This is a genomic window from Gemella parahaemolysans (genome assembly GCF_053758945.1).
In genome coordinates, this window is sequence record NZ_JBSMTP010000007.1 from 49,031 (window position 1) to 75,468 (window position 26,438).

At 30.0% G+C, this 26,438-nt stretch carries 22 protein-coding genes; 7 read left to right on the forward strand and 15 right to left on the reverse strand.

Annotated features, from left to right (window positions below; translation table 11 throughout):
• Window positions 1–24: 24 nt before the first annotated feature.
• From hslO to ACWOBP_RS05760, 6 genes are all read right to left on the reverse strand, one after another.
• On the reverse strand, window positions 25–900 hold the full coding sequence (gene hslO / locus ACWOBP_RS05735) for an Hsp33 family molecular chaperone HslO (protein ID WP_455337875.1): 876 nt from the start codon (window positions 898–900) through the stop codon (window positions 25–27).
• A gap of 283 nt (window positions 901–1,183) precedes the next feature.
• On the reverse strand, window positions 1,184–1,729 hold the full coding sequence (locus ACWOBP_RS05740) for an LOG family protein (RefSeq protein WP_455337876.1): 546 nt from the start codon (window positions 1,727–1,729) through the stop codon (window positions 1,184–1,186).
• A gap of 129 nt (window positions 1,730–1,858) precedes the next feature.
• On the reverse strand, window positions 1,859–2,632 hold the full coding sequence (locus ACWOBP_RS05745) for a type III pantothenate kinase (protein WP_455337877.1): 774 nt from the start codon (window positions 2,630–2,632) through the stop codon (window positions 1,859–1,861).
• Between the two features lie 149 nt (window positions 2,633–2,781).
• Entirely contained in the window at window positions 2,782–3,960 is a 1,179-nt protein-coding gene (locus ACWOBP_RS05750) for a helix-turn-helix transcriptional regulator (RefSeq protein ID WP_455337878.1), read from the reverse strand.
• 28 nt (window positions 3,961–3,988) lie between these two features.
• Window positions 3,989–4,810, reverse strand: coding sequence for an ABC transporter permease (locus ACWOBP_RS05755; RefSeq protein WP_455337879.1), 822 nt, complete (start codon window positions 4,808–4,810; stop codon window positions 3,989–3,991).
• Window positions 4,810–6,012, reverse strand: coding sequence for an ABC transporter ATP-binding protein (locus ACWOBP_RS05760; RefSeq protein ID WP_455337880.1), 1,203 nt, complete (start codon window positions 6,010–6,012; stop codon window positions 4,810–4,812). The genes ACWOBP_RS05755 and ACWOBP_RS05760 overlap by 1 nt, the downstream gene beginning before the upstream one ends.
• A 496-nt stretch (window positions 6,013–6,508) precedes the next feature.
• On the opposite strand from ACWOBP_RS05760, the gene ACWOBP_RS05765 reads away from it, so the two are divergent.
• Together ACWOBP_RS05765 and ACWOBP_RS05770 are read left to right on the forward strand one after the other, a co-directional pair.
• On the forward strand, window positions 6,509–7,075 hold the full coding sequence (locus tag ACWOBP_RS05765; RefSeq protein ID WP_455337881.1) for a 5-formyltetrahydrofolate cyclo-ligase: 567 nt from the start codon (window positions 6,509–6,511) through the stop codon (window positions 7,073–7,075).
• On the forward strand, window positions 7,050–7,820 hold the full coding sequence (locus ACWOBP_RS05770; protein ID WP_455337882.1) for a class I SAM-dependent methyltransferase: 771 nt from the start codon (window positions 7,050–7,052) through the stop codon (window positions 7,818–7,820). The genes ACWOBP_RS05765 and ACWOBP_RS05770 overlap by 26 nt, the downstream gene beginning before the upstream one ends.
• Before the next feature lie 3 nt (window positions 7,821–7,823).
• On the opposite strand, the gene ACWOBP_RS05775 is transcribed toward ACWOBP_RS05770, so the two are convergent.
• From ACWOBP_RS05775 to ACWOBP_RS05785, 3 genes are all read right to left on the reverse strand, one after another.
• Window positions 7,824–8,090 (reverse strand): UPF0223 family protein, encoded by a 267-nt coding sequence (locus ACWOBP_RS05775; RefSeq protein WP_455337883.1) that lies wholly within the window; start codon window positions 8,088–8,090, stop codon window positions 7,824–7,826.
• An 8-nt stretch (window positions 8,091–8,098) separates the two neighbouring features.
• Window positions 8,099–8,773, reverse strand: coding sequence for a response regulator transcription factor (locus tag ACWOBP_RS05780; RefSeq protein WP_455337884.1), 675 nt, complete (start codon window positions 8,771–8,773; stop codon window positions 8,099–8,101).
• A 90-nt stretch (window positions 8,774–8,863) separates the two neighbouring features.
• Window positions 8,864–9,271 carry a VanZ family protein gene (locus ACWOBP_RS05785; protein WP_455337895.1) on the reverse strand — a complete coding sequence of 136 codons (408 nt, stop codon included), beginning with the start codon at window positions 9,269–9,271 and terminating at the stop codon, window positions 8,864–8,866.
• Between the two features lie 302 nt (window positions 9,272–9,573).
• On the opposite strand from ACWOBP_RS05785, the gene ACWOBP_RS05790 reads away from it, so the two are divergent.
• Window positions 9,574–9,891 carry a DUF1904 family protein gene (locus ACWOBP_RS05790; protein WP_003147927.1) on the forward strand — a complete coding sequence of 106 codons (318 nt, stop codon included), beginning with the start codon at window positions 9,574–9,576 and terminating at the stop codon, window positions 9,889–9,891.
• A 67-nt stretch (window positions 9,892–9,958) separates the two neighbouring features.
• Here ACWOBP_RS05790 and ACWOBP_RS05795 read toward each other — a convergent pair whose 3' ends face one another.
• The 3 genes from ACWOBP_RS05795 to ACWOBP_RS05805 form a co-directional block, all read right to left on the reverse strand.
• The gene (locus tag ACWOBP_RS05795) at window positions 9,959–11,692 is read right to left on the reverse strand and encodes an ABC transporter ATP-binding protein (RefSeq protein WP_455337885.1); all 1,734 of its coding nucleotides are present in this window, start codon (window positions 11,690–11,692) and stop codon (window positions 9,959–9,961) included.
• Window positions 11,679–13,442 (reverse strand): ABC transporter ATP-binding protein, encoded by a 1,764-nt coding sequence (locus tag ACWOBP_RS05800; RefSeq protein WP_455337886.1) that lies wholly within the window; start codon window positions 13,440–13,442, stop codon window positions 11,679–11,681. The genes ACWOBP_RS05795 and ACWOBP_RS05800 overlap by 14 nt, the downstream gene beginning before the upstream one ends.
• A gap of 134 nt (window positions 13,443–13,576) precedes the next feature.
• Window positions 13,577–14,182 carry a ribonuclease H1 domain-containing protein gene (locus ACWOBP_RS05805; RefSeq protein WP_455337887.1) on the reverse strand — a complete coding sequence of 202 codons (606 nt, stop codon included), beginning with the start codon at window positions 14,180–14,182 and terminating at the stop codon, window positions 13,577–13,579.
• A gap of 456 nt (window positions 14,183–14,638) precedes the next feature.
• Here ACWOBP_RS05805 and ACWOBP_RS05810 point away from each other — a divergent pair, with 456 nt between their 5' ends.
• The 3 genes from ACWOBP_RS05810 to ACWOBP_RS05820 all read left to right on the forward strand — a co-directional run bounded on the left by ACWOBP_RS05810 (window position 14,639) and on the right by ACWOBP_RS05820 (window position 22,944).
• A complete protein-coding gene (locus ACWOBP_RS05810) occupies window positions 14,639–20,617 on the forward strand; it encodes an SIALI-17 repeat-containing surface protein (protein WP_455337888.1) in 5,979 nt (1,992 codons plus the stop codon).
• Between the two features lie 440 nt (window positions 20,618–21,057).
• Window positions 21,058–22,362 carry a UDP-N-acetylmuramate--L-alanine ligase gene (murC, locus tag ACWOBP_RS05815; RefSeq protein ID WP_455337889.1) on the forward strand — a complete coding sequence of 435 codons (1,305 nt, stop codon included), beginning with the start codon at window positions 21,058–21,060 and terminating at the stop codon, window positions 22,360–22,362.
• 63 nt (window positions 22,363–22,425) lie between these two features.
• Complete coding sequence (locus ACWOBP_RS05820; RefSeq protein WP_455337890.1) at window positions 22,426–22,944, forward strand: DUF948 domain-containing protein; 519 nt, start codon at window positions 22,426–22,428, stop codon at window positions 22,942–22,944.
• A gap of 162 nt (window positions 22,945–23,106) precedes the next feature.
• Here the strand turns inward: ACWOBP_RS05820 and ACWOBP_RS05825 are convergent, their stop codons facing one another.
• Both ACWOBP_RS05825 and ACWOBP_RS05830 read right to left on the reverse strand, forming a co-directional pair.
• Window positions 23,107–23,550: a DUF3021 family protein gene (locus ACWOBP_RS05825; protein WP_455337891.1), complete on the reverse strand. Its 444-nt coding sequence runs from the start codon at window positions 23,548–23,550 to the stop codon at window positions 23,107–23,109.
• A gap of 11 nt (window positions 23,551–23,561) precedes the next feature.
• The gene (locus ACWOBP_RS05830; protein WP_455337892.1) at window positions 23,562–23,996 is read right to left on the reverse strand and encodes a LytTR family DNA-binding domain-containing protein; all 435 of its coding nucleotides are present in this window, start codon (window positions 23,994–23,996) and stop codon (window positions 23,562–23,564) included.
• A 319-nt stretch (window positions 23,997–24,315) separates the two neighbouring features.
• Here ACWOBP_RS05830 and mscL point away from each other — a divergent pair, with 319 nt between their 5' ends.
• On the forward strand, window positions 24,316–24,690 hold the full coding sequence (gene mscL / locus ACWOBP_RS05835; protein WP_455337893.1) for a large conductance mechanosensitive channel protein MscL: 375 nt from the start codon (window positions 24,316–24,318) through the stop codon (window positions 24,688–24,690).
• A 132-nt stretch (window positions 24,691–24,822) separates the two neighbouring features.
• Here the strand turns inward: mscL and ACWOBP_RS05840 are convergent.
• Window positions 24,823–26,438, reverse strand: a 1,616-nt coding sequence (locus ACWOBP_RS05840; protein WP_455337894.1) for a Rib/alpha-like domain-containing protein, incomplete at its 5' end; no start/stop codon positions are given.

Genomic DNA, 26,438 nt, shown 5'->3' on the forward strand with positions numbered 1-26,438 from the left:
CATTAAGGCTCTTTATTCATAATATTATTTTAAATTGTCTAATAAGTCAGTTATTTCTTTTTGAGAAAAATGATATTTTTCTTTACAAAATGCACAAACTAATTCTGTTGTCTTTTGTTTAGCAATATCTTCCAACTCTTCTTTACCTAATGTTACTAAAGCATCAGCATAACGTTCTTTAGAACATGTACATTTAAACTCAACATCGTTCTTATGTAAGATACGATAGTTTTCTTCTCCACCAAAGATAATATTTGCAATTTCTTCTGGAGTTTTCCCTTCATGAATAAGCGTAGAAATTGGTTTAATATTACTAATTGCTTTTTCAATCTTCGTTATTGTATCATTAGTTGCATTTGGCAGTACCTGTAAAATGAATCCACCTGCAGCTATTACAGAATTGTCAGTTTCTACTAACACCCCTAAAGATACTGCAGAAGGTACTTGTTCACTAGCCGCGAAGTAATATGTGAAGTCTTCTGCGATTTCTCCAGATACGATTGGTGAGGTAGTAGTATACTTCTCATTTAATCCTAAATCACGCACTACTGTGATGTTACCACCACCTACTACTCCTTTTACATCTAGTTTCCCTTTTGCATTACTTGGAATATGAACCTGCATATTTTTCGCATATGCCGTGGTTTCTCCAAGTTCATTTGATGAAGCGTATATAGTTCCTACAGGACCATCTCCACGCACTGCAACATCAATTCTATCCCCACTCTTAAGCATAGCCCCCATCATAGTAGTAACTGTAGCAGTACGTCCTACTGCTGCGATTGCCGTTGGATACGCATCGTGTCTTTGTCTGATTTCTTCTACTAAATCTGTAGTTTTTGTTACAAAAAATCTAATTTCATCATTAAAGGCTAATCCTCTAATCAAATAATCTTTCATTAAAATAAATTCCTTTCAAATTCTTATACTTCTAAAAATTTCTTACGATTTTCTATTATACATTTAATTTTTATTATTGTCTATTTTTTTATATATTAATAGTGACTAACAAAAAATTCCTAAAATTTAACAATGTTCGTATGAGAACTCATAGACGCAGTGGTTTATTGATATCTAAATTCGCTTTATAAAAGCTTTTTAGATATCTAATGAACTGTACGGAGGTGACTCGACAAAATCGATTTCTTCGAAATCACGATTTTTGAATCACTCTCGTCTTCTCTTATTTATTATTATAATTTATGATAAACTCTTGCATCTCAGCTACACTATCAGTAAATAATGTTCTTTCTCTATCTTCTTTAGTTAAAAATCCTTCTTCAACCATCTTATCAAAATATTGTTCTAGAAAATCATAGTATCCATCAACATTCATTAATATACATGGTGCATCTTTTTTCCCTACTCTTACCCATGAAATTACCTGTGAGATTTCTTCTAATGTTCCAGGGCCTCCTGGTAAAGCGACAAACACATCACCAAAATCAACAAGCTTTTCCTTTCTTATAGACATGTCATCAACAATAATAAATTCAGTAATACCAGTATAGCTTATCTCTCTATCTACTAAAAATTGAGGCATTACACCAATGACTTCGCTATTATTATCTAATACAGTATCTGCTATAATACCCATTAAACCTATTTTACCTCCACCGTAAACTAGAGTATGATTATTATCGACAATCCACTTCCCAAGTTCTTTAGCATTTTCCTTATATGCTTCATTTCTACCATTGTTAGCTCCACAAAAAACAGTAATTTTCATATCAATTTATCTCCTTTTAAACTACACTAAAATCTTTGTTTTTATTATATTCGGAATAAAAGACTTACCTCTCCTTTTCGAGTGGTAAATCTTTTATTTTTCTCAATTAATAAATAATATTATTAAATATTATTTTTCTTTATTCATTTTATATAATTCAATAATACCTTTTAATGTTAATTCTTCATCAACTATATCAACTACATCACTATATTTTGCTATAAATTTAGATAGACCACCTGTTAATACTACTTTGTAATCTTTATCTAAATCTTGCTTCAAGTTTCTAATAATATTTTCAAATTGTCCCAGGAAACCATAGAATAATCCTGCTTGCATCTGGCTAGTTGTATCTAAACCTAAAGAAGTACTAACCGCTTCAAACTCAACTCTAGGTAATTTAGCTGCTCTTGCATACAATGCTTCCGCACTAATATTCATTCCGGGACAGATAATACCTCCACGGTAATTCATATCTTCATCTACACAATCAAAAGTTGTCGCTGTCCCAAAGTCTACCACGATGGCAGGCAAGTATGAACTAACTTTTGCACCAACGATATCAACAACACGATCCGCCCCAAGTTTACTACTATATGGCTCTGGAACTTTTATACCGGTATTAATTTCTGCTGAAACTATAACGGGTTCTTTTTCAAAATATTTTTTACTCAGCAATTCTAATGCAAACATCATCTTAGGCACTACACTTGAGATAACTACTCCATCAAAATCTTCAAACTTTATCCCTTTATCAATGAAAAAGTTTCGAATAATAACATAAAGTTCATCTTCAGTTTTAGTATTATCTGTAGCAATACGCCAAGAATGAAGCATTTTATAATCACTACCAAATACTCCAAGTACAATATTAGTATTTCCAACATCTAATGCAAAAATCATCTATAATCTCCTATGATTAACTTATTTTAAAGAATGAATATATTATACCACAATTACTAAAATGCAAGTAGTAAAATACAAATATATTAATTTTAATTACTAGTAGAAAAAAGATTGCCGACTAATATATTAGCCAACAATCCCTTTTACTATCTTTTTGATAATGACTCTCTATATTTAAGAGGGGTCATTTTAACTAGAGTTTTAAATATTCTAATGAAATAACTTGTATCAAAGTATCCAATATAATCAGCTACTTCTGAAATCGAAAAATCAGTATTAGCTAATAAGTAACAAGCGTTAGAAATACGTTTATCATGAATATAGTCTACAATACTAATTCCCATATCTTTATTGAAGATTGATGATAAATAACTCTTATTAACACCTAGGTAGTCACTTACATTATCTAAGCTGATTTTTTCAGAAATACGATCATTAATATAAGCTATACAATTACGAACTACAGCTTGTTTATCTTTATATTTATTTCTGTCAACAAGTAAGCAGTAGCTTCTAATAACATCCTCTGATAAGTCGTAATTATCAAGTTTATTTTTTATTTTAACCCATAATTCCTCAATACCTAAATAATCATCATTATCTTGCTCTAAAGCATAACGTAATAAATCATTCATATTATATGATTTTCTACGTTGCACATTAATTCCTTGTTTAACATTATTTTCTTCTACTCCATGATTTCTATGACGAAGATCAAATAACATATTTACTCGTGAAATATTCCCATCTACCACAGCTTCTAATATTTCACGTTTAAATTTAACTTCACTCTCTAGAATTCCATTTAAGTACGTATTCTTTCTAGAAGAAGCTCTTCTTACGTTTTTAACACTTGAGTCTTCTACTAAAACTATTGCATCTAAGAAGTCTACATTTTCATCTCCTACTAATAATTCTATTAAATAGTTGAATTTTTTACGTGGTGTAATTGGTAATGAAAAATACACATCACAAATTAATTCACTTATACTTGCTCCATATTTTGTTAATGTTTCTTGGAATAACTTTGTTGGTATTAAATACTCCAAAAATGGTGTAATTAAATAAAACTCTTCATCATCTTCACTTGGAATGAATAAACACGATATCCCTAATCCACTTTGGCATTTTACAAGTTTTCCTGCATGTAATCCTTCTTTTATCTTCGGTAAATTCCTCTTTATAAATCTACTAAAAATACTACTTAATTGTTCTTCCCCTAAGTCAAGTCGGACATCTTCTTCCGAATATTTATAAGTTAACACATCTCCATTTAAATCTAAAATATCTTTAATTCTCTCAATTTTTTTTAATGAACTTCTCATTTTACCTACCTCCTAACAACTTTTAATTTTAATCAATTGTAATATCACGACGTGCATTTACAATATACGAAATTGTAAAGAACACAAAACTATACCCTACCAGCATAATGATTAATGCATTTGCATTTTCAAATTTGAATATTTCTTTTACAACTTGACGCGCTGCTTCATTTTTATAATAATCACTAAATAATGGGACATCAAACATGTGGTATTTAGCCCATGAATATTTTTCAACAGCAAAAACTGTTAAACTTTGAATCAATCCAGTTCCTAAAAGTGATAACATTACTAATACTAGTGATAAAATTTGTGTTTTAAACACTACACATACTAGCACCACCATAGCAACGAAGAAGATAAACACTGCTAAATCTGCTAAATTTGTAATAATAAGCTGTCTAACAACTGTTCTACCAAAATACCCTTCTTTTATAGTATCATTTAAGTAATTTAATCCTACTTTCCCATCAAAAAACACATAGTTTTTTGTTACAAAATCAAATATAGTTCCTACTACTAAGAAAATAATATAATTAATAAATGCTAAAACTATTTTTGCAGTTAGTATTGCAGAACGTGATTTAGGTCTCGTATATAAAAACTTAATAGTTCCTTTTGAATATTCTTGCGATAAGTTATTAGCTAACATAATTAATGTAAATACCATAGCTAACGCAGCAGAAACTATTGTTATTCCACTTAATATTTTCACCGCGTCAATACCATCTTCAAACTGTCTTTTTGTAAAGTAACTATTTAGTAAAATAATCCCAAATGATAATAAGAAATATAACCATGTAGTTTTCTTTTTATAATCTTTTATAAACTCATTTATTAGTAATTTCATTATTTTGTCTCCCCTCCTGTAATTTGTAGGAATCGATCCTCTAATGATGTGTGTAACTCACGAATTGTATCTAATTCTACATTATTATTAACTAGATATGTAATTATGCGAGCTTTTTCTTCACGATTAAGATTTTCAAATACAAATCCATCTTTAGTCAACTCATATCTAATACCTAATTCTCCTATTAACACTTCTGTTTTTTCTATATTATGAGTTACTATTAATGTTTTAACAATTTCATCTGACACAAGGTTTTCTAGTTTGTCGTCTGCAATAATTTTCCCTTTTTCAATAACAATAATTCTATCAGAAACTTTTTCAATTTCATCTAATAAGTGTGATGAAATTAAGATAGATACTCCTGTAGCTGCTATCTCTTTAAGTTTATTACGAAAATCTTGCACACCTTGTGGATCCAAACCATTTACAGGTTCATCAAGAATTAACACTTTAGGATCGTTAAGCAATGCTTGAGCTAATCCTAAACGTTGGCGCATACCTAGAGAATAGGTTTTAACTTTCTTTTTAATTACTTTACTTAGGCCAACGAATTCTACCAATTCTTTCATACGTGCTCTTGTTACTTTTTTTCCACAGACACGAGCAAATTGTTTTAAGTTCGCCCATCCAGACATATAGTTATAAAACTCAGGTGTTTCAATCATCGCTCCAACTTCTTTAAGCATAGCGGTTTTCCCTAAGCCTAAAGGTTTCTCAAAACAATAGACATCACCTTTAGTAGCTTTAGTTAATCCTACCATCATTCTCATTATAGTGGTCTTCCCACTTCCGTTCGGCCCAAGTAATCCGATGATTTCACCTTCATGCATATCAAAAGTGATATCCTCAACTATTGTTTTAAGCCCTATACGTTTTTTAAGTCCTAACACTTCTAATACAACTGGACTTTTTTCCACTTCTTTTACTTGTTCTTTCTCAATTGCATACACTATTTCATTTCTGTCGAGTACAACTGTTTCAGCATGAACATCTACTTCTTCACTCACAGTAGGCATCACAACTGTTTCTTCAAAACTTGCTTGTTCATCATGCGATTTTCTAGTGTAAGTAGAAGAATTTTCTATATCTACTTGTTTTCTAATCTTTTCTAGTAAACTTGAATAATCGTCTGTTTTTTTACTATTTTTTCCCAATTCGTCACTACTTAATATATCTTTATTTTTTTCTGAATTTGTCATTATTTGTAGAAGATTCCTTTCTCATAAATTTTCTTTTATATTATATCATATTTATACTATTATTTCCATTAAATATTGAATAATTATTTTTTATTTTACTACTTTCCTTCTTTACATATTATAATCCATAATTTAAGATTTTTTTATTTGTATAATACCCTTTATATTATGGAATTCTAAAATCCACTTATAAAGGTATTTATACATTTTATATTTAATTATATTTTCTTAAAATATTGATTATACTTGTACATACATTATTATAAAAATTCTAAAAATTTATACATAAAATCTACTATAACAGTATAATTTTATTTACTATTAAAATCCATATTTGTTTTTATATTAACTTTTATAAATACTAGACTTATAAAAATTATATTACAGATATAATATAGTTTTTTTTATTTACATAATCCGATAAAGAGCTTACTCATTAATTAAATTAAAATTACATTTAAATTTATGATATAATATAATATGAGGTGAATTTACTATGAAACAAGAACTTAGAAAAAAGTTTATCACTAAGCGAAATAAACTAATTGATGACTACCGCGACTATGCATCTACTAAAATTCTTTCAACAATTGAAACTAATGAATTATTTAAATCAGCTACAAAGATATTTATTTTTGTAGGCTTTGGAAGTGAAATAGCAACCATACCTTTTATAAAAAAATGGATAAATAAAAAACAAATCTTTGTCCCAAAAATTGATAACAATACAATGAATCTTGTACATATAACTTCACTAGAGGAATTAACTGAAGGTTGTTTTGGTATACTCGAGCCTACAAGTTGCAATTATTTTACCGACAATATTGACCTAGTAATCACTCCTTCTATAGTATTTGATAAAAAGGGATATCGACTTGGTTATGGTAAAGGATACTATGATAAATACTTTGCAAAAAACAAATATAAAACAAGTATAGGTTTATCTTACGATAAACTTCTCCAAGAAAGAGTTCCAACTGATAAGCACGATAAAAAAGTAGATATTATTATTACAGAGGAGAAAACTTTAATAATTAATGAAAAATATGATTGTAACAACTAGTGTAAAGACCACCTTAGAATTAAATGACAAAGCACAAAAACTAGCTGATGAATTAAATTTAAAATATATCAAAAGAAATAAAAGTACTATCAAACAGTTGCTAGGAACCAAAAAAGGAGTAATAGTTGTTTATAAAAATAAACTTAGTTATTTCGAAAACAACTCTGAATTTTTCTTTCATTTGGATACAACCGCACTAAAAATAAAAAATTCAGATAATGAACCGTTAGTCGAAATAATAGGTAAAGAAAAACAAAATATTCTAGATTGTACGATGGGGCTTGCTGGTGATAGTATTCTATTAAGTTATTACGGGCACACTGTTACTTCTATTGAAAAAAATAAGATTATACATCTAATAACTAGTAACGGACTTAAAAATTATATATCTCCTAGCGAGAAAATAAACAAAGCCATGAGAAAAATTACAACTCATAACTATGATTGCATAGATTATTTAAAAAAATCTCCTGATAATACATTTGATATAATATACTTTGATCCAATGTTTTCACATAATATTAGAGAATCTGAAAATCTATCAGGAATTACTCCATTAGCTGATAAAAATTTTCGATACAAAGAATTTATAAAAGAAGCTAGTCGCGTGGGTAAAGATAAAATAATTATTAAAGCTCACTTTAGAGACAATATATTTGAAAAATATAATTTTACTAGAATTATTAGAAAAAACACTAAATTTCATTTTGGATTCCTTGAAATAAATAAAAAAACCAAAAATTAAGCTTCACAGCTTGATTTTTGGTTTTTCATTTTTCATTTCTTTTACTGCCTGATAACCATCATATCCAGTGATTTCTTTGAAATCACGATATAACGAATTTTCCTCAGATTTAGCTCGAACTACGCTCTTAAATTCTTTGTATACAACCTTAAACTCTGACAGTTCTACCCCTGATAAATAACATTCTTCTACTAAATCTAAAAATTTGATAATACTAGTTATCTCATCAGTATTGTATAATGTATAATCTATTGGATAATTAAATTCCATGCTCCTACCTACTCAAATGTATACCCGACACCGCGAACGGTTCTTAAGTTTTTATCGTAACCAATTTTTCTTAATTCTTTTCTTAATCCAGAAATATATACTTCAATAGCATTTATAGTTGTTTCTGAATCAACACCCCACACACGGTCAAAAATTTCTTCTTTTTCTAATACAATATTATTATTAATTACAAAGAACGATAACAATTCAAGATATTTCCCTTTAATAGTGTCTAATGTCCCTTCATTTGAAGATACCAATTCATTTTTAAGATCTAATACTAAATCTTTATAAGTAATTTCGTTCTCACCCTTCAAGTTACTTTCGCGTTGAAGTAAGTTCGACATTGTTGTCAATAAAAGAGAAGCATCCGCTACACGTGGTAGATATTCTGTTACTCTATACTTCATAACTCTAGCCTTTTCTTCTGTTGATTCAGCTATAGTTATTACAATCACTGGTGTTTTAAGTTCTTTTTCTTCACGAATATAATCCAGTAAATCTATTCCGCCCATTCCTGGTAAAATACTATCAGCTATAACAAAATCATACACGTTCTCATTTACAAGTTTTTGTCCATCTAATCCATTATAACAAACATCAGCATCAAATTTCTCTGAAATTGCAGCTTTCAATGATGCAGCTAACAATTTGTCATCTTCTACAATAAGCGCTTTAAGCATCAATAACTCCTCCTTTAATTTTTATTTATCTAAGTAATTATTTTATATCTTTTCTAAAAAAAATACAACTAAAAACTAAAATATTTTTTACTATTTTTTTATAACAAAAAAATATATCATACTTGAAATCAATACTCCGACTAAAGATCCGCTACTATCTATTAATACATCAATAATATTCCCATCTCTACCTACTACAAAACTCTGATGAAATTCATCACTTGAGGCATAAATAATAGAAAACAAAAGACTTAATATAACAGTTTTTTTTAAATCTCTTTTCTTATTATTTTTCATTAAAAAACTAGACAAATAACAAAAAGAGAAAAAACCTAAGGCCATATACTCACTAAAGTGACCTAATTTTCTTACGATTAAATCATTAGAAATTTTTAATGATTCTTCTCCAGGTTGACTAGAAAACAAATAGATAACTAGGCAAACTAAAAATAATATTATTAATGAAAAGTATTTCCTATATAAAAGTTTAATAAAAATTTCTCCTCAGTATTTATTTTGATATTTTTTTCCTACCTTCTATCATACCACATTATTCTAATAAATGGTAATATTTGTAAGTAAAATAATCAAGAAAATACTTTTCCAATTCTTCTAATCAACTAAAAAACATAATATTTTCTTTAATTTACTGATATAATGAAAATCATTACTATTTATTATAAATAAAAATTTAATTACATATAAATTTCTAAAATAACTACTTTCAGATATTTTCTAGTAAAAAAACTGCATATTGTGTTATAATAAAAGAAAACGAATTCAAATAATGGAGGTCTATTATGCCACGTATAGTTGCTAGAGGATTTAAAAAAGAAGATTTAAAAAAAGTTAGTGCTGAACTTTTCGATACTATTGCTGAAATAATCGAAAGACCACGCGAAGCATTCACATTAGATTTAATTGAAAGTGTTGCTATTCTTGATGGAGAAGAAATCAGCAGAGCAAATCTTGAAATTGGTTGGGTTCACCGACCTGTTGAAGTTTGCGAAAAAGTTGCTACTGCTGTTAATGAACTATTCAAACCTCTTGGTTATGAAACAGTAATGATTTCATTCAAAGATATTGATTTAGCATACGAATTTGTATTCAAAAAATAATTATTAAAAAAAGAGTAATCCGAAAATCAAGATTCATTTAAATCTGATTTTTCGAATCACTCTTTTTTTATCCTTTTACTTGAGTTTCATACATTTTTTTGTAACTTCCCTCAAGAGCTAATAATTGTTCGTGTGTTCCACTTTCAATTACCTTCCCTTTTCTAAGGACATAAATCATATCTGCATTTTTTATAGTCGATAATCTATGAGCTATTATAAGCGTTGTTCGTCCTTGTTTTAATTCTTCTATAGCACGACTTACATTTTGTTCTGTTTCACTATCGATATTGGCAGTCGATTCATCAAGAATCAAAATCTTAGGATCTTTAGCCAAAGCTCTAGCTAGACAAATAAGTTGCTTCTCACCTGTAGAAAAGTTATTTCCACCTACTTCTACTTTTGAGTCCAACGAGCGATTTTCTAATATGAAATCTCCTCCAACTCTAGATAAGGCCTCTCTAGCAATTTTTTCATCATTTGAAGTAGTAATATTTTCGAGTAAAGTCCCTTCAAATAAAAATGAATCCTGAAGTACTATTGCTGTTTTTTCTCTTAGATATTCCTTACTATACTCATTTATATTTCTACCATTAATTAGGACTCTACCTTTAGTCGTACTGTAAAACTTAACAATTAAGTTCATTATTGTACTCTTACCGCTTCCTGTATGTCCTACAAAGGCTACAGTTTGATTTTCTTTGATTTCAAGATTTAAATCACGAAGCACATAAAAATCATCTTTATAAGAAAAATACACATCTTCGAATTTAATATTTCCTCGGAAATCATCCTCAGTAATATCATTATGATTGTCTTCCTCAACTTCTAACTTAAGTATCTCCTGAATATTTATAGCTGCACCTTGTGCTCTGATATAATTAGAAATCCCCATTGTAAAGTCTGCGATTCTATAAATTATATCAGTAGTATAATTTATAAATAGATATACCATTCCCAATGTAATACCATAAACATTATTAAAGTGTGAATACGAATAGTAATAAACAATACCTATGAAAATCACAATTCTAAATACTCCAGTTATATTATGAAGTAACAGACTATCTACTAGATTTAGTTTTTTCCAATATTTATAACGTTCTTCATTATGCTTATTCCAATCTTCAATGCTCTCTTTTTCTTTATTAAAAGCTTTGATGATTTCTAAATTTTGATAATTTTCATTTATAATCCCATTACTTTGAGAAAATTTACGTCTGTATCCCTTAATACTATCTATAGATAACTTGTTGTAAATTTTTAATACTATAAACATTACCGGGAATAACGCCAGCATAAATAATCCAAAACGTACATCAACATAAAATAATACAATATAAGAAAAAATAATCTTAAGTACAATTATTAGTATCTGCACAAATGTCGAGACAAAAAATGTTCTAATTTGGTTTACATCACTTGTTATTCTAGATACTACAGAACCAGCGGGCATATTATCGAAATACTTAATCGGTAGACTTTGAATATGATCGTATACCTGCATCTGAATTCTAACGTAAACCTCGTTAGCTCCTTTTACTAAGTAAATATTTCTAATATAGTTAGAAATTCCTGAACATAGTAATATAAGTCCATAACCAGCTACTACCACCAATGATTTTAAAATTATCTGACGTGTCAAATTTCCAGTTATACCATCAAAAACTTTCGACAACACATATACACCAGCAACCCCTAGCCCAACATTTAATAATGAAAAAACAAAACCTATTATATAAGATCTTTTTGCTTTTTTCATATAAGGAAGAAATTGAAATAACGGATTTTTATTCTTCATCATCTTCTACCTCCTTATTTTGATACTCATCTAGTTGTTTATACCAAGGGCATTTTTCAAGAAGCTCATCATGCGTTCCAAAATTTAATATTTTACCATTATCTAATACAACTATTTTATCAGCATGCCTTACTGCAGAAATTCTATGAGCTACTATTATATTAGTCTTACCTTCTCGGGTTTTCTTAATATTTTCTATAATAGTTTTTTCTGTATTAGAATCTACTGCACTTAGACTGTCATCGAGTATTAAGATTTCAGGATTAGATAACAATGCTCTTGCTATACCTAACCGTTGTTTTTGCCCACCTGACAGAGATAGACCATTTTCTCCTACAAGGGTATCAATACCATCTTTAAATCTACTAATATCCTTTTTAATATCAGCTTGTTCCAACACCTTGTCTAATCTGTCCTCTAAATCATCTCTATAAAATAATACATTTTCTTTTATAGATTTTGAGAACAACTGATATTCTTGTGGCGCATAACCAATTTTTTCTCTAACAGAATAATCATAATATTGCTCAATCCCCTTACCATCAAGAAGTAGCGTATTTTCTTTTATTGGATATAATCGAAGCAATTGCTTGATAAATGTCGTTTTCCCACTACCAGTCTTTCCTACTACTCCTATAGTTTCTCCTTTATTAATTGAAAAATTAATATCTTCTAATATATGATTATTATCCTCGTAACTGAAATTAAAATCTTTAAATTCAATACTACTATTAAACTCAAAATTACTTTCAGCTAGGTCATTATTAACATCAGCTTTTTTATCAGAGATTTCTAGGATTCTTTTGGTAGCTTGACGTACTTCTATAATCATAATAACTAACTCAGATAAAGCAATGTATGGCCACTGAATCATACCTATAACTACACAGACTGAGATTAACTCTCCTAATGTCATCATTCCTAAACTAATAAAGTAAAATCCACAAGCTACAGCTATAATGTAACTTGTCGCTAATGATACTGTATTAAGTGGTTGATAGACAAGAGTTTTCTTCATGTATTCTTCATTACTTCTAGCATAGCTTCTAAGTTTTCCTACAAAACTATTTCTCACTCTATCTAGCAAGCTATAAGCTCTAATTACACGAATACCTTTAACATTTTCTAAAGTCTCTTCTGTAATTTCATCCATAGTTTTCGCCATTTCGTTATAGTACTTTTCCTGAACCTTACGTCTTCTAACTAAATAAATAGTCTGAAGAATCAAAGGTATATGAATCAGTAATAAATAAATTAAACTAGATTTGTTAAATATAAGAACACTTATAAATAAATTGTAAATTATTCCATCAAAAATTAATAGAATTCCATAACCAAAAAGTGGCGCAATATAATTCGTAATATCATTTGTTGATCTACTAATAACTTCTCCAATACTAAATTTATTAAAAAATACTGGAGTATGTCTATAAATATCATATTGAATATCATAGGTCATATCTTTAATAACTTTATCATACCCTATAAATGTATAATATTCTTTAAAGAAATAAACAATATATAGTGCTATTCCAGCTAAAACAATTCTTAGAATTTCATTAACTACACCATAAAAATCAATATTTCCTCCTGCTATATCATCAACTATATAACTTAACCTATCAGTTGGGTATAACGTAAAATAATAAGATGCAATAGAAACTATTAGTGCAATTATTATTCGTTTTTTATCTTTGTAAATAAGATTCACTATTTTATTAAATATTTGCTTATTATCAATTGTTTTACTCATTTTCCCCCTCCTTTTTTTCATTTATTAAACTATATTTTAATAATTATAACATATTTAAACACTTAAACAAATAAAAGGGGTAAGACTTAAAAATTATATTTTCAAATCATTACCCAGCTTAATCTATTTCTTATTTAATTCGATTTAAATTCTTCAATTGCATCCTTCGCAAGTTTATCAACAACCTCATTAAGTTCAACACCTGTATGTGCCTTCACTTTTACAAAATTAACCTTCACTACTGTTTTTATCTTATTATAAAATCTCACATAATCTTGTGTATAAGGTAAGTTCGCCTTCCAATCTCCAGTTGCCCAAGATTCTATTCCTTGATAGTCATAAAACAAAGTGATTTCTTTGATTTTTTTATCTACTGCGTACCACATAACATACTTGGCCGCCTCTAATTCTCCAGCAACATTGTGTAATTGTGCATAATCTTCTCTATTCCCAGCATGTTTGAACTCATATTTCTTATCGCCTTCTACTATAACTACTCCAGAACCATAGATACCTTGTACTCTATCAAAACTTCCATCTATATATGCATATACCCCATCAACTGCTTCCACATTCTCTATCTTTTCTTCGTTACCTTTTACGAACTCTTCTGCTTCTTCTAAAGTTTTAAAACTTTTGTATATCGCACCCTTAAAACCTGTAACCTGCTCTTTACACTCATCCCATGTTGAAAATATTCCAGTTTTTTTACCTTTTCTTACTGCATAAAATTTAGCCATTTTGCTCTCCTTACAAAAATATTTCCTTTTAGATTATACTACATAGAAAATATTTAGTAAATTTTTAAAAAGAAAAATTAATATAAACTAAGAAAAATTATTTTTTTAGTTTAGATACATTTTTGAAATAAGAAAAAACCATAAATAAGTCTATACAAATATTCTCTTGACTTTTTTATAAATAATAAAAAAACTAAATTTTAAATATTATTTTAAATTAGTAAGTATAATTTTTTATCAATTCATAAAATTTGTTTTATTTTTCACATAAAAGATACTGATAATCTATTTCATTTAAAACGTTTTTATGTTATATTATAGGTGTCTATTATTTTTCAAATGTTGATTTAACAGTCTTTATCTAAATAGGATAAAAAATTTGATTTATCTTTAATTAACCTTGAAAAATTAATATTAAAATAAATTATTACATTAATATACAAAAGGAGACATTCCATGAAAACAAATAAATTATTAAAATCAAGTATGAGTGTTGCATTGGCACTTACTATATCTTCTATCACAGCTCAAGCTTGGCCAACAAATAGCAATATAGCAAAAGCTGATTTTGGGGATAAAGCTGCTACCGAACAAACTAAGGCTGAACTAAACGGAATAATAAATAAAATTTTTAACGATCAGTCTATCACAAATAGATACTTAGGAACTACCTTTTTCCACAAAACTTCAAACTTTCCATATTACCACGTAACATTTGAAAATCATCAAGTACCGGATGATGTTATTGACACTACCCCTTGGTATAATATGTGGAGCGAAGCTGCTGCTGCAAAAGCAAAACTAGACGCTAATTCTTATACAGAAAAAACTGCACAAAATGCAATAAATACTTTAAAATATTATATTCAACTTTATAACTTTGATGTGAATCACGATTTAAAAGATGACGGTTTTTACACTACTACTGACTTTAAAACTCCAACAATGGTGACTGTTTCTAGCGATGGTCAACAAGATTTCTATAAAAAAGTAGTTGATAATAAAGAAGAAATTAAAAATCTATTTAAAGAGTCTTTAGTAGGTATCTACAAACAAGGGCAAGATATCGAAATTAATCTTGTTGCTAATCCCGATAAAGTTAGTAAAATTACAAGCTTTGTTGTTAATAAAGTTTCTGGTTTAGATACAAACGTTAAACTTGGTCCTTCTGCTGAAGATCAACATATTGTAGCCTTCAGTGTTCCTGGTGAATTAAAAGCTGAACAATTAGTTATTTCGAATATGACTTATATCGATAAAAACGGAGCTAAACAACAAACAGGTCCATTTGCTTTAGATATTAACTACTCAGCTGCTAAGAAAAGTAATGAAGCTATCCCTAAATATAGAGAAAAATTAAACGAAAAAATTCAAAATTGGATTGATCGTGGTAATAAAGTTAATGAATGGCTACTGACAAAAGAGAACACTTCAGACACAGCTGCAGACTTCTCACAAAGAGCTAAAATTAGCGAAGCTGTAACAAAACTACAAGAATTGAAACGTTCTGATAATGCTAACTACGATAAACTTTATGAAATTTCTACACCAATTCATGAAATGGAAGACATTGCAACATTAAGAGAAGTACTAGATATTAAAGTTGCAAAACTATTAGAATATTTTGACCTTTATAACGAAAAAACATACACTAAAGAAAGTATCGAAAACTACAAAAATTACATTAAAAGTGTTCCTGCATTGAAAAATACAAGAAACATAAAAGAACTAGTTCAGTTAATTAAAGACTTCGATAACGCGAACTTCACATACTTAAGATACAATACTACAGAACTAAAAAGAATAATCGATATCGCTGACAGAAAAATCAGAAGTGAGTACGAACCTGTGTCTCTTGAAAAATTTGATCAAGCTTTAAATCACGCTAAGGACTGGATTAACCAAACAAGCAGTTATAATCCTCAAATTAATGAGACATCAGATCTTGTTAAACAATTAACTGAAGCTATCAATAATCTTACTACAAAAGACGGTAAAAAAGGAGAACCAGTTCCTGCCGCACCTGTTGAGAACACTGCTAAACCAGCAGAGCCATATAATGTAACTGCAAAATTCGTAGAAAGAGGTAGCGACAAACCTATAAAAACAAGATACAGTCGTGATTTGACAGAACTTATAAAAAATGTAGAAGTTCACGAATTAGGAAATGGTAAAAACGAAGTAATATTAACATTAGAACCTAAAATAATGGGAGGAGCTATCGACTTCGCTCTAGCAGATACCTTCAAATATAATAGTCTAGGGAATACAGATGCCGATGCCGTTGTTTTAGAGACAAAAAATATCGGTGGTCGCGACTACCCTACTAAATTAAAACTTACAGTTGATGCTACTAAGAAAAATATTGAAATAGCACTTCTAGGAAATTTCAATTTTAAAGATTCATTCTCATTAGGAAAAAATGGAATCGATAATTTTACAAGTCCAACAGACTTATATATCGATTACTCTACAAAACTGGAAGCTAAAAAAGAATCACCTCTGAAAGCTTCGTTAAGAGATAAAATTAATTACTATACAAGTAATTCAGTACAAGATAACTACAAAGATTTAAAACCAGAATTCAAAACTTCATTCAACCAATTAATTACTAAGGCTCAACAACTCTTAAATAACGATTCACTAACTAAAGATGAAGTAGATAGTATTATAAATAGACTATTAGATGAAACAACTAAATTAGATTCATTAGCTAACCTTTATAAATCACTTCAGAATGCAAAAAATCAGTACGAAAATGATTGGAAGAACAATTCACACTTTACTAGCGAAAGTAAAGCGTTAGTTAAAGAAAAATTAGATGCGGTTGAAAGTAAAATTAACTCTCTAGAGCCAGTCGATATAGAAGGTAAAAAAGAAACTTACTCAAATGAGTTCGACAAAGAAGGAACTGTAACAGTATACAAAAAAATAGATGAACTAACAGGAGAAGTTCAACATCTTGGAGACTATCTTCGCATCAATACTGATGAACTTTCTGAAGAAATTAAAAAAGCTGAAGAAGCTTACAACAATTCCAACAAAATTACTCAAACAAAACTTAAACTTAGACAGTTAATTGATGAAGCAAAAGCGTATGTCGCTAACGCCAAACTAACTCCTGAATCAAATGACACTGATGATCAAGTAAATACTGATTTGACAGATTACTACAAAGAACAATTTAAATTTGCTATAGAAGACTTAAATGGTTCTCAAAACCCTGAAGCAGAACAAGTTTCAGCTAAAGAACAACTTAAGAAAAAAATTGCTGAAGTTGAATTGATCAAACAAGGTAAAAAAGAACCAGCAGCCTTTGTTACTTTAACTAACGAACTATCAAAAGCTAAAGAATTATTAAATAATGATTCTTCTTCCGAAGAAGCATTACTAGCTGAATTAAATAAACTTAACAATGCTGTAAATGCATTTAATAATTCTGCTGATTCAACTCAAAATAAACCAAGTAATCCATCGGAATCTCCTTCTACAGATTCTAAAAATAAAATTCAATTAGATGGATCATTATTAAAACAAGATTTAACTAGCCCTTCTATGGCTAATGGAATAATTAAAAACGTGTATCTAGTGACTGAAAACGGAAAAAATTACTTAGAATTAGATCTTATTCCTATGAATAATGGAACAACTAATGTTGCAGTTATGAGTAAACTTACATATTTTGATGGCAATACTGAAAAAGATGTTCAAGTTCTAAAAGAAGATACTGCCGATGTTACTTACAATAATGTAACTAATTCTTATAAATATCCTTCAAAAATTAGAATACCGATCGAAGGAAAACCATCTACAATAAAACTTAACACTTTTGCAAGCAGTACATTATTCGGCACTGACAAACATGAAAATATAGCTGTATTATCTATAAAATATCCTAAAGAAAATGCTGTTATCACTGCAGATAAAAAACAACTAAACGCACTATTCGAAGCTACAACAAGTAAATACTATGATAGTTGGAATAATGTATTTAAAAATGCAAATGTAAGCCAAGATATGGCAGTAATTAAAAACTTCGGTAACAAAATCAACACTGCACAAAATGTCTTAAAAAATAACCTTGCAAGCACAGAAGAAATTTCTACTGCATTTACTGAACTATCAGATTTAAAAAATCAATATGATTTACTTATTCAACTAAGAACTTCAAACGCTGAAGCTGTAGCTAACTTTAATTCTGATAAAGACAGTAAAAACTACAGTGAAGAAAGCATCAACGCTGTAGATAGCTATCTTCAAGGAAAAATAGATAAACTAGAAGACTTAGTACACAACAACCCTAAATCTAATGAAATCTTGAAATTATTTAATGATGTTCAAACATACTATAACCTTCTTAGATATGATACTTCAAAACTAGACACAGCTGTTAAATCAGCTAAAGACAAACTAGCTTCAAGTAACTATTCAGATGAGTCTAAAAATAATTTAACTATAGCTATTACTAAAGCAACTGAATTCATAAACAAAGCTAAAGAAACAAGAAATCTAGAAGACACTCGTTCTAGTTTATTAAAAGAAATCGAAGATGCAGTCAACGGATTAAAAGAAGCTACTGCTCTTGAAGTTAACAAACCAATTGACAACACTGATGCATCTAATAATAATGAGACTAACAAACCTAACAACAAAGTTGACACTCCAACTAACAGCGAAGTTAACAAACCTAACGATAAAGTCGATACTCCAGCTAATAGTGATGCCAACAAACCTAACGACAAAGTTGACACTCCAGCTAATAGCGAAACTAACAAACCTAACGACAAAGTTGATACTCCAGCTAATAGCGAAACTAACAAACCTAACGATAAAGTCGACACTCCAGCTAACAGCGATACCAACAAACCTAACGACAAAGTCGACACTCCAGCTAACAGCGGTGCCAACAAACCTAACGACAAAGTCGACACTCCAGCTAATAGCGAAGTTAACAAACCTAACGACAAAGTCGATACTCCAGCTAATAGTGAAGTTAACAAACCTAACGACAAAGTTGACACTCCAAGTAATAATGAGGCTAACAAACCTATTGAAAGCACTGATGATGAAGTTGCTAAAAAACTTGCTACTGAAAGAGCAAACCTTCTTTTACCTTTAGAAACAGCTAAAATCCTAGTTAACGATGATAAAGATAAAGAAGGAATTAATAAAGAAGCATACGCTAAACTAAAAGAAGCTACTGAAAAAGCTCAAGAAGTGTATGATGAAGAAAAATCTATAGATAAAATTTTAGAAGGAAAATCTGACATAGATAAAGCATTAGAAGAGTATACTAAACATAAAAATGATAAAGATACTGTCCTAGGAAATGACAAACCTGAAAATAAACCTACTTCAGATAATAAACCTAATAATAATTCAAGTAATAATGTTCCTGAATTCAACGGGCCTGTCGCTTCTAATGGCCAAGATGCTCCTGTTAATGAAGTTCCTGAATTCAACGGGCCTGTCGCTTCTAATGGCCAAGATGCTCCTGTTAATGAAGTTCCTGAATTCAACGGACCTATCGCTTCTAATGGCCAAGATGCTCCTGTTAATGAAGTTCCTGAATTCAACGGACCTGCTACTTCTAATGGTCAAGATGCCCCTGTTAATGAAGTTCCTGAATTCAACGGACCTGCTGCTTCTAATGGTCAAGATGCTCCTGTTAATGAAGTTCCTGAATTCAACGGACCTGCTGCTTCTAATGGTCAAGATGCCCCTGTTAATGAAGTTCCTGAATTCACTGGTGGAGTAAACGATACAACACCTCCAACTGTTCCTGATAAACCAGAAGGAGAAACTCCAAAACCAACAAAACCTGAAAAATCTAACGGAGATCCACTTGTACAACCAGAAGTTCCAGAATTCAAAGGTGGCGTTAACGCTGTTGAGGCTGCTGTTAACGAACTTCCTACATTCAAAGCTAAACAACCTGAAATCAAGAAAATATTAGATGAACTTGTTAACATAAAAAATCAAATAAAAGATGGTGAAGAAAACGGTGCTGAAGATTATTATATCAATGGATTAAAAGACAGATTAGCAGACTTAGAAAAAGCATTCGATTTACTAACTCAAAATCTTTCTGCAGTAAATGAAGTACCAGAATATACAGGTCCTGTTACCCCAGAACCTCAACCCCACTTAGAGGGAACTGCTCCTGGTAGTGAGCAAGGCGGAACTGCTGGTGAAATAGTAGATCCTAATCAAAACCTTGGATCAGTTGGTGGAGCTTCAGCTACTCAAAATATAGATTTTGGTCAAACACCTGCTGTTACTCAACTCTCTGAAAAAACTGAAGAAGCTAAACCTGCAAAAGCTAAATCTGAAAAATTAGCAAGCACAGGTATGAATTCTTCTAGCACTGCTGCATTAGGATTAAGCTTAATCTGTCTTATCGGACTTGTAGTCAGACGTAAACTTTTTAAATAATCAATTAGTGTATAAAAAACTTTAAAGGCAGTAACTAAAAAATTACGATTTTGAAAAAACAAGATTTTGGTAAATTCCCAAAGTAAATTCCAATAAGAAATTAAAGTGGAATTTACCTTGGGAAAAAAGGAAAATAACAATAAAAATATTCCCAAGGTAAGTTCCGGTATAAAACAAGGAAGCTTTACTTTGGGAGTTTTTTAAAGGAATCAAAATAAAAAAGAGGAATTATACTTAATTAAAAATTAGTTTCAAGTTAAATTCCAGTTTTTTGTTTGAACTGGAATTTACTTTGGGAATTAATATTTGAAAATAGCCTACTATAAAAAAACTCCTATTTATTGAATTTTTATCAGTTTTAGTGTAAAATTGAATTGCTTATGAAAAAAATATTAAAGAATTTTTTTTATTTTATTAATGAAAACTTAGGAGATAGTATAATGAGTAAATATCATTTTATAGGTATAAAAGGTTCCGGAATGAGTTCTCTTGCACAAATCGCTTATGATATGGGGAATGAAGTGCAAGGTTCAGATGAGGAAACATACTTTTTTACACAAGAAAAATTAGAACAAAGAAACATCCCAATGTACTACTATGGAGAAGAAAATATTAAAGAAGGTTATGAAGTAATTTTAGGGAATGCCTTCGATGAAACACATATTGAATACAGAAGAGCTAAAGAATTAGGTTTAACTACTTACACTTACTCTCAATTCCTTGGTAAACTTCTTTCTGATATTCCTTCAATTGCAATAACAGGTGCACACGGGAAAACTACTACAACTACAATGACAAGTAATATTTTCAAACACAATCATGTTACATCATACTTAATTGGAGATGGAACTGGTCACGGTGAAAAAAATTCAGAGTATATGATAGCTGAAGCTTGCGAATACTACAGACATTTCCTGGCGTATCACCCAAATTATGCTATCGTTACTAATATCGACTTTGATCATCCTGATTATTTCAATGATGAACACGATATGTTTGATGCATTCCAAAGCTTTGTGAATCAAGTAAAAGATACTGTAGTGATTTGTGGAGATGATCGCTTAGCTTCTCAGCTTAAACCAACTACTGCAAAAACAATTAGATATGGTTTCAATGAAGGAAATGATTACCAAATAAAAAATGTTCAAACTACATCAGAACACAGTAAATTCGACGTCTATAAAAATTCTGAATTATTAGGAACATTTACTATGGCAGTATTTGGATTACACGATATTTCTAATGCAACATCCGCTATTGCTTTAGCTGATATAAATGGAATTAGTATAGAAAAAATTCAAGAATCTCTTAGTCAGTATAAACCTGCGGAAAGAAGATTTAGTGAACATAAAATAGGAAATAGTGTAGTTGTAGATGATTATGCTCATCATCCTAGTGAAATTAAAGCTACGATGAATAGCGCACGTAGAAAATATGCAGATAAAGAAGTTATCGCGATTTTTCAACCTCATACATATACGCGTACAGCTAAATTCTTAAACGAATTTGCTGAAAGCTTAGAAACAGCAGATAAAGTATTTCTTTGCCCAATCTTCGCTTCTGTTCGTGAAAAAGAAAAAATAGTAGGTATAGAAGATCTTCAAAAGGTTACTAAAGGGGCTCAAATTATCAATAGTGAAGAAGATTTCGATAAACTAAACTTTGATAATAGTGTATTCCTATTCATGGGAGCAGGAAATATCAATAAACTTTGTCAAAAATTTATAGAACAAAAATCAAAATAATCAGTTATATTTAGAAAAAACTTAAAATACAATTGATTATACCAATCCAAGGAGGAAAATTTTATGTTAGATATAAACTGGTTAATTTTAGCATATGCTGGAATCTTTTTAGCAGGTGTAGGTGTTTTAATTCTGTGTATAAGTGCAGCTATTACACTTGGGACTGTTAGAAGATCTATTACTGTTGCTACTGAGTGTGTAGAAGATATGACAAACATTGCAGAAGATGCATTGAATCTTGCTAAAGACTTAAATGAAACAGTTAAAAAAGTAGAAGGAAACTTAGAGCCAATCATGGCAGAAACTAATATTTTATTGCAAAACACAAACATCCTAGCTGAAGACTTACAAGTAAAATCTGAAAAATTAGATCCGCTATTTAATTCAGCAGAAGGATTAGCAACATCTATCAATGGATTACAATCTTCAGTAGATAATATGAAATCTAATGTTACTGGATTCAAGAAAAGTACTGATGAAAAAATCGAAAATCTTTCTGAAAAAGTTGAAGAAAATAAAGCTAAAGCTTCTAATTTACTTAACAAATTTTTAAAGAAGGATAAAGTTGAAGAAAAAAAATAATATTTTAATTGTAATAAAATAATAATTTAATTCATCAAAAAATTAACAACATTTTTTGGTGAAAAATATGCTTAAAAAATATTATATAATTAATCTAAAAATTCATAGGAGCAACACAAAATCATTAATTTGTGTTGCTCCTCCTTTGTTACTAGCGAAATCTTATCTATTATCTCTTAATTTTATATTTATCTCACTTATACTATTTCTAATACTAAAATATCGAACTATTCCTATTAAAATATAAACCACAGTAGCTGTAATCAGCATTAAAATTAAAGTAGTAAGACTACTAAACCATTTCAAATAATAGCCCGCTAACACAAGTGGTAACATAATAAGAAAATAATGTGATACAAATACTATTACTATATTATCATTTAACTTACTTTGAAATACTTTACCAGCTAATCCTTGTAATAAGCCTAAAATAGCATATACTAAGGTTTGAATTAATACTGCCATATTTAGATTATCAAAACTCTGGATATACAATGGCATACCAGGATAAAACTGACCACACAAAATACCAAATATCAGATTAATAACATTCCCTGCTCCTATCCCTAACAACATAAATATTGCAATTTTTTGAAATAATTTCATTTTAATACCTCCTATAATCCTAATTTCATCTTAAATTCTTTTAACATCCTACGTGATACATAACTTATATCCGAATTTTTATACTTTATTACTATTGTTCCTCTCCATCCTAAATCTAAGCTATGAATATATTTAACATTAGCTATTTCACTTTGAGATATTTTTATAAAATCCTTAGTTAATGTATTCTGTACTTCATATAATTTTTTTCTAACAATAAATCTACCTTCAACTGTAACTACATATACTTTTCTATCTTCAACATATACCCTTATAATATCCTCCGTATTTAATAAACGTACTTTTCCATCTAAAACTCCTATAAAGTAATCTTCCTTATTTTCTATATAATTCACTAAATTTTGAATCTCATCATTCACTTTATTTGTTGATATAGTAACTATTGTTTCTCCAAATTTCTTATCTATATTTAATTCAACTTTCATCTCTTTAGCTCCTTTCATAATTATATTTTATATAATAAATATTTAAAAATCTATAGATAATGTATATTCGGTTAGTTATCTTGTTTATTCGGCAAATTATATACTAATTACAAATACAGTATATTTTACTTACGAATACATATATTATTTTAAAAAAAATATAAACAATTTATAAAAAATATATCTAAATAATGTGACAATTACGGTTAGAATACGTTTTCTTGAGTTATTTTAAAAAATTATAATCTTTATACTTGATTTTATATCAATTTTGATATATTATACTCAAGTATGAAATTTTGAAAGGAGATTATTTTTTATGTTAAACGAATTTAAAAAATTCGCATTTAAAGGAAACGTATTAGACCTAGCTATCGGGGTTATCATGGGGGCTGCTTTTGGTAAAATCGTTAGTTCATTAGTAACTGACATTATGATGCCACTTATCGCTCTTGTATTCCCAGCTAAACCTGATTTCACAAACTTAGCTTGGGAAGGTATCAAATACGGTAACTTCATTCAAATCACTATCGATTTCTTAATTACAGCAATCGCAATCTTCATTTTCATTAAAGCCATCAACACAGCTAAAGACAAAGTTACTAAAGCTGAAGCAGATGCTGAAGCTGAAACTCCAACGCTTGATGCTAAAGAAGAACTTCTTAAAGAAATCCGCGATTTATTAAAAAAATAATAAATTAAAAATTTAAGGTCTGACAATGTCGGACCTTTTTCTATATATAAAATCCCTTGGAAATAATCATCTCCAAGGGATTCTTTTTCTATTATAAATTTAGAAATCTTAATTTTTTAATAAGATTTAAAATTACTCTTCCTCATTTTTACGGCGTTTTATTGCTGCAAATAGACCTACAATCGCTAATCCTAATCCTGCTAACTCACTATTATTTTGTGATTGCCCTGTATTAGCTAAACGTTTAGTCGCAACATTAGAAGTTTTATCTCGGAAGCTAGAGCGAATTTCTGACTCATCATTTGCTCCTCCAGTATACTCTGGTAACGCTGGTTGTACTTCTGGCTCCCCGTTTACTCCTCCAGTATATTCTGGTAACGCTGATTGTACTTCTGGGTCTCCTTTCACTCCTCCAGCAAATTCTGGTAAGCTTGGTTGTACTTCTGGCTCTCCATTCACTCCTCCAATATATTCTGGTAACGCTGGTTGTACTTCTGGGTCTCCTTTCACTCCTCCAGCAAATTCTGGTAAGGCTGGTTGTACCTCTGGGTCTCCTTTCACTCCTCCAGCAAATTCTGGTAAGACTGGTTGTACCTCTGGATCTCCTTTCACTCCTCCAGTAAATTCTGGTAAGGCTGGTTGTACCTCTGGATCTCCTTTTGCAGTTTGTTTATTAACTATTATTGTTACCTCAACTTCATCTTCCGTTCCATCTGGATATGTTATAGTTATTTTTGCAGTTACATTTTCTGGAATATTAGTACTTGGTACTACTCGATCTTTCCATTCTATTTTTGTTCCATCCGGTAACTCCTTCACATTTCCTATACTATCTTTCGCATTCGGAATATCTCCATTTGTAATAGTTTGTGCTTTTGGTTGTGGATCGTAATCGTCTTTTTGTGGTGTTACTTCTACCGTTACTGTCACTTCTTCTGTACTGTTGTCTGGGTATGTGATTAATACTTTTCCTGGTTTGTTTCCTGGTGTTGTATTTGTATCTGGTTTTTCTACCCATGTGTACGTTGTTCCTTTAGGTAGGTTGTCCGTATTGATACTTCCTTCTGCGCTTGGTTCACTTCCGTGTTTTGCGGTTTGTCCTGGCTGTTTCGCAGTTGGAGTGTATGTATCTTTTTGTTCTTTTACCGTGATTGGTACTGTGACTTCATCTACTGTTCCATCTGGATATGTTACTAACGCTACTGTTGGATGACTTCCTGGTGTGTTCACTACTGGTGTTTCTTTCCATGCGATGGTTGTTCCGCTTGGTAAGCCTGTTTTGTCTACACTGTCTTCTGCATTTGGTACTGTTCCATTGTCTACCGTTTGTGCTTTTGGTTGTGGATCGTAATCATCTTTTTGTGGCGTTACTTCTACCGTTACTGTCACTTCTTCTGTACTGTTGTCTGGGTATGTGATTAATACTTTTCCTGGTTTGTTTCCTGGTGTTGTATTTGTATCTGGTTTTTCTACCCATGTGTACGTTGTTCCTTTAGGTAAGCCTTCTGTGTTGATACTTCCTTCTGCGCTTGGTTCACTTCCGTGTTTTGCGGTTTGTCCTGGCTGTTTCGCAGTTGGAGTGTATGTATCTTTTTGTTCTTTTACCGTAATTGGTACTGTGACTTCGTCTACTGTTCCATCTGGGTACGTTACTAACGCTACTGTTGGATGACTTCCTGGTGTACTTACATCTGGATTTGTTTTCCATGTAACTCTTGTACCTTCTGGTAAACCTGTTTTATCTACAC